Raw genomic sequence first — 2,179 nt, 5'->3', positions numbered from 1 at the left:
TCACCTGAGCTCAACCCGATTGAGAAGGTGTGGGCGAATATTAAGCGGTATCTGCGAACCGTATTGTCTGATTACGCCCGATTTGACGATGCGTTACTGTCCTATTTTGATTTTAATTGACTATAAACGCAATCAACCTCATCGGATTACCCGCCCATTTCCTGCTTTCGCTGCTCATTCCGCCAACGATACCATTCTTGCGGACTCATTTTCTCTTCGTCGGTCATGTTTTCCGAACAGGCGATGATGATGAAATGCTCATCGGCGTACATAAAGCGTTTGATAACTGCCGAAGAAATTTCCCGCCCCTGATGGTTGAACGATACTTTAGGCGGCGGCGCCTGTCTCACACCGAAACCGAACAACCCCGCCAACTGCCTACTGTCTTCCAAACGTCCGCCCGCTTCCAAAGTGAATCGGCGGGGAATCTGCTTCCACGGACGCGTCAGCCGCTGCTTGGCTCGCGCTTCGACGGCGTGTTCGCAACGATTGATGATTTCCACATGCTGCGTCAAAGGCTGCGACATGGCTTCCGCGCGCCCGACGGCAAGCAGGCAGAAGATGCCCGCTGCGATAAGCGGAAGAGCGGATATTGTGCGCTTGTTTGGCGGGTTGTTTTGCATCATGTTTCACTCACTCTTTTCCAAACGAAAAGGTCGTCTGAAAACGATACTGCATCGTTGCCTTGGTTTTCAGACGACCTCTATCAGATTTATCGGTTCGACCCTTTGACCATATCCATCAAAAACAGGCGGCAGTCTAAGTTGCCGTTGTAGAGCGGGATTTTGCGTTTGGGCGAAAGGCGCATGAATTTCGGCATATCGCGGTCGCCGGTAAACATGCCCGCCAGCCAGCCCGCGTAATGCTGTTTCAACCACGCGCCCAACTGCGGGTAAAGGGCTTGCAGGGCTTGGACTTCGGCAAGGCGGACGCCGTAAGGCGGATTGGAAATCAAAATGCCGCCTTCCCCGTTCGGACGGGTGTCCTGCGCGTCTTTGACTTCAAAACGGATAAACGTGTCCACTTCGGCAGCTTGGGCGTTGGCAACGGCGGCGCGGATCATATAGCGGTCATTGTCGCTGCCCGAAATCGCAGCTGGCGCGGGGCGGATTTGCGTTTCGGCTTCGTGTTGCAGCTTTTTCCAAAGGGCGGCATCGAAGTTTTTCAGCTTTTCAAACCCGAAACGGCGCATCAAACCGGGCGCGCGACGGGTGGCAATCCATGCGGCTTCGATGACGATGGTGCCGCTGCCGCAAAATGGGTCTTGGAAAGGCTGCGTGCCGTCATAGCCTGCCAGCAGCAGCAAGCCCGCTGCCAAGTTCTCGCGCATCGGCGCTTCGCCTGTGTCTTGGCGGTAGCCGCGTTTAAACAAAGCTTCGCCGGACGTGTCGATAAAAATTTGAATGTCGCGCTCGTCGATAAAGGCATGGATGCGGATGTCGGGGCGGATTTTGCCGACGCTGGGACGCGCGTCGCAAGCGTCGCGGAACACGTCGCACACGGCGTCTTTGATTTTCAGCCCGACGAAATCCAAACTTTTGACTTGGGCGCGTTTGCCTTCTACTTTGACTTTGAAGGTTTGTTCCAAGTCGAACCAATCCGTCCAGCGGATATTTTTCGCCGCTTTATAAATGTCTTGCTCGTTGCGGTAGCCGCTTTTGGTCAGGCGCAGCAACACGCGGCTTGCGGTGCGCGAATGCAGGTTGATGCGGTACACCTGCTCCATACCGCCTTTGCACGCGACGCCGCCGTCAACGGCGCGGATGTCTTGGCATTTGAATTGTTCGAGTTCTTGGGATAAAGGGGCTTCGAGACCGCGCGGGCAGGTAACGAAGAGGGAATAAGTGGTCATGCGAACCTTTCGGATGAGCGGCGTATTCGAATGGCGGATTAAGCTTCAATCTGGACAGGCGGAGCCATGCCAAACCCGTTTAAACTGAACCCGCCATGCCTCTGCCGCGTATTGCTCCGTCGCCGCTTGGAGGGGCGCGCGGATAAAAATGTGATGGACGTGATTATAAAGGATATAAAGGCAAAAGGTCGTCTGAAAACTGAACTGCACCCCAAAAGTTGGACATCCCCTCCAACTCACAAGGTGCAGTTTTTTTATGAGCAAATATACATTACACTTCAAATACCAAGCCGTACTCCACTACCTGCATATACGCAGCCAACAGCG

Annotated in this window: 3 protein-coding genes and 1 pseudogene; 2 read left to right on the top strand and 2 right to left on the bottom strand. The window is 54.1% G+C overall.

Translation table 11 applies throughout. The features are described from left to right. Nucleotides 1-120 (top strand): annotated as a pseudogene (locus AAG834_RS13665) (IS630 family transposase); the annotation flags it as partial. 26 nt (nt 121-146) lie between these two features. On the opposite strand, the gene AAG834_RS13660 reads toward AAG834_RS13665, so the two are convergent. Beyond that, on the bottom strand, nt 147-626 hold the full coding sequence (locus AAG834_RS13660; RefSeq protein ID WP_342032446.1) for a hypothetical protein: 480 nt from the start codon (nt 624-626) through the stop codon (nt 147-149). Nucleotides 627-712: 86 nt separating this feature from the next. Further along, nucleotides 713-1,852, bottom strand: a complete 1,140-nt coding sequence (locus AAG834_RS13655) for a THUMP domain-containing class I SAM-dependent RNA methyltransferase (RefSeq protein WP_342032445.1) — start codon at nt 1,850-1,852, stop codon at nt 713-715. A gap of 66 nt (nt 1,853-1,918) precedes the next feature. On the opposite strand from AAG834_RS13655, the gene AAG834_RS13650 reads away from it, so the two are divergent. Continuing rightward, on the top strand, nt 1,919-2,179 hold a 261-nt coding region (locus AAG834_RS13650), incomplete at its 3' end, for a hypothetical protein (RefSeq protein WP_342032444.1).

It is taken from the genome of Neisseria sp. Marseille-Q2251 (assembly GCF_940793045.1).
Taxonomy (GTDB): Bacteria; Pseudomonadota; Gammaproteobacteria; order Burkholderiales; family Neisseriaceae; genus Neisseria.
The sequence above is the reverse complement of the archived record's forward strand: the minus strand, read 5'-3'. Positions and strand labels throughout refer to the sequence as shown.